This window comes from Pseudomonas sp., from assembly GCF_026224925.1.
GTDB lineage: Bacteria > Pseudomonadota > Gammaproteobacteria > Pseudomonadales > Pseudomonadaceae > Aquipseudomonas.
In genome coordinates, this window is the sequence record NZ_JAMFRV010000432.1 from 1 (window position 1) to 3,251 (window position 3,251).

The following is a 3,251-nucleotide window of genomic DNA, read 5'->3' on the forward strand; positions in this document are numbered from 1 at the left end:
CGCCAACCGCTGGAACAGCTGATTGCCCGCCTGCAAGTGGTGACCATCGGCCTGCTCACCGATCTGAGCCAAGGAAAAGTCAACAGCAGCCTGGCTAACTCAGCGCTGTACCTGAAAGTCTTCGGCCACACAGTGATTGGCTGGCGCTGGCTGGAACAGGCGATTCGGGCAGAGGAAGGGTTAGCCAAGGGTAATGAGGCCGACGTGGGCTTCTATAAAGGCAAGCTGCAAGCCGCCCGATACTTCCTGACATGGGAAGTACCGGGTTGCCATCACGAGCTAGCGATCCTGGAAGCGCGGGATGACACCTGCTTGTCGATGCAGGATGAGTGGTTTTAATTCAGACTATTGAAACCGGCGCTCAAGCGTAATGGCCACTTACCATTCATTTGCGCTCCCTGCCGAGATCATCGCCTTACTCTTAAACGGAAAATAGAAGTCTCTGGTTGTATTCAATCGCTCGGTGTACGCCGCAGCAATGATTATGTCCGGATCAAAACTTTGCTCCAACACATGAAAGTAGTCGGGCCGCAGCTTACCGATGACGTCCGAAAATACCCGGGGGCCTGTTAATTCGAATATTTTTATCATGTACGGACTCATCGCCGCTTTCGATGCGGCGTAGAGCTCTGGCGTTGATCTGTCGATATGCGGTCGAGGTGCAGTAAAAAAAGCAGGGTCTTCATTCGCGAAACGCCTACGCATTTCCCGTAACAGCTCTTTTAATACAGGATTGTTAGGACGGCTTGCAAAATGGCTAGTATTGGGACCCACGTAGTTAAATGAGGGGGCTTGAAGTCTGTTGCCCATTAGCACATCACTTGGACCCGCCTCCAATTTAATACCGGAAAAAGATCGCATGATCCTGTCGTCACAGTCCATGTAGATCCCACCGTACTCATCGATCATGCAATAACGAAGCACGTCGGAAGCAGCCGCCAGGTTTTGGTAATCCCCAAAGCGAAAATAATTGAATATCGGGGCATTTTCACTTTTCAAAAAGCCCGAATAAAAAGCTTCGTCTTTGAGCTGGGAAATATGAATGTTGGGATGATTAGCAAAGCGGGCGGACAAATCGTGAAATGCAAGTTCCTTGTCTATATCGATATGAAGGGTAAATTGCAGGTCCGGGCTTTTCGCTGAGTTTTCCGACAAAAGACTTAATAAATCATCACCGGGCAGCCGATTACCCATCCAGATATGGTGAACATGACGAGGGATAGGAGTGGCGTCGGTGGGTAGCTTTGGCAGGCGAGGAAACGTATAGAGTTGGTAATCCTCACTTTGAGCAAGCTTGGCTTCGATTTTTTTATACGCGATTGCATCACCGCTTTGCCATTCACCCCCCGCGTCTCTCCACACGTAATCGAGGTTACTTAATGTCCAGCCCGGGAGCTCAGGGTTCGCGTCATAATAAACACGCGTACGTTTACCCGCCAGTTCAATGAAATACTTGTGCCCTACTGTCTCAATTCCATCAATGGGTATTTCTATCTGGATTTTCGGGGCGTTAGGCTGAAGAACAATGGGCGTTTCTGGTGGTTGGGGAGTAATACCTTCACTTATAGGAGGCAGCAACGAACCGTCAAAACTTTCACCACCTCGCAAACCAGGCTTCAAATCCAGGTCCCATTGCCCAAGGCTTAGCTCTTTGACAAACGGACCAAGCGGACCTTCGCCATACGGCGGGAGAATGCGAAACTGGCTGACCGCATCCACCCATTCAACGCGATACAGCTTTGAATGCAGCCGAATGAAATACTCAGTCACATCGGTTTGATAGTTGACCACCTGATAGGTCTCGTTAGCACCGTTGGCTGATGACCATGCGCCGTGTCTAAGCGGTTCAGGATACTCAAGCGCTTGGAGCTTAGTTCGCATAATCGGACGCAATGAGCGAAGGCCCGCGGGTTCAATGCCATAACCACGTTCAGTATCATCAATCGTCTTATGCCTGGCTTGCTCCGAGACCCTGGCTTGCTCATCTTTTGCGGCCACGCTTGTAGGTGTTTCAGCAACGCCAGTCTCGACGCCTATCTCATCGCCCCATTCGGAGGGTTCTGCGACTTCGCGGGCAACTCGCCCGGCCTCAACCACGCCAATAACACCCTCGGCAATAATGGGTAAGGCGTTCAACACACCAAATTGGATGTCTGCGACCCCTTGTTCTTTCTCGGCCTTATCTTTCCCTTCAACAATCTCGTCGACGCCCGCACCGACTAACGCAATCGACAGCGCGGCGAGTAGAGGGGCTACTTCAGGCGCCACCATGACAACCGCTCCCAAGACCAGAATGGCGTCATTTATGCCGTGGGCCGCCGCCGCCTTCCAATAATCACTTTGGGTATGTATCGACTGCACGGCGTCTGAATCCAAACGGTCCTTGAGGTTTTGCCGAAAATGAGAAAACGGCCATTCAATAGCAGCACCAAACGTTATGGTGGAATGAGGGGGCCAATAGCCCGTCGCCTGATTCAGGAATTTTGGATAAACCGCCAAGCCTGCCAGCGCCGCATGTAAACCACTTAAAAATGGCCCGTCACCGTCGTCTTCCATCCTGAAATGGCTTTCCAGTGCTTTCCTTTTTCGAGGATCCCGGCATTGCTGCCCTAACCAATCCGTGGCCAACCGCTCAGAATCAAAACCATGCAAAGGAAATGAATTACCTGGAATGTAAATAATGACCCGGCCCGTTAACTCATTTCTGATGGCAATGATGTCGGTGGCGGTATACCGGTAAACAACCAACTCACGAAAGGTAGCGGTTCTTAAAAGCGGGGCATTGACGAAATGCTCCCACGTCAGGGTTTCCCATGCCTGCTCTGCATCCAGCCCTAAAGCCCTCAACAAAAAGCTTTTATCTTCAACCGTCAACGCCCCGGCCGCCGCCTGCGTATACACGGCTTTTAGTAGCGAACCCTTAATGAGGAAGTGGTAATGGGCCCCGTGCTCTTTCCAAAACTGGCCAAGCCGCGCTTGGTAATGCGCCTGGAGATTGCAGTCCCACACGTACTGTTTGAATTCGTCGGCTCGGATATGCAGGTGCGTGGACACGTCGTACCGTTGGGGGCTGGTTTTACGGTAAACAGCCTCATAGGCGACACAATTCCAAAGCGCAAGAGGACTGTGAACAACGTTGACCGCATAGCCTCCTGGCCGATAGCCCTCAAGCCTGCTGAGGTGCTCAAAGAAATCTCCGCTGCCGTTCTGCTGCCAGTTTCGCAGCATGGCCTCGGTAAGCGTCATGGAAA

2 protein-coding genes are annotated in these 3,251 nt (G+C 51.6%); one reads left to right on the forward strand and one right to left on the reverse strand.

Features of this window, described 5'->3' with window-relative positions; translation table 11 throughout:
- Window positions 1-339 (forward strand): acyl-CoA dehydrogenase C-terminal domain-containing protein (locus M0974_RS18685; protein WP_297839997.1); only part of this gene is annotated, 339 nt, incomplete at its 5' end.
- A 39-nt stretch (window positions 340-378) separates the two neighbouring features.
- On the opposite strand, the gene M0974_RS18690 is transcribed toward M0974_RS18685, so the two are convergent.
- A partial coding sequence (locus tag M0974_RS18690; RefSeq protein WP_297840000.1) for a DUF6543 domain-containing protein occupies window positions 379-3,251 on the reverse strand: 2,873 nt, incomplete at its 5' end.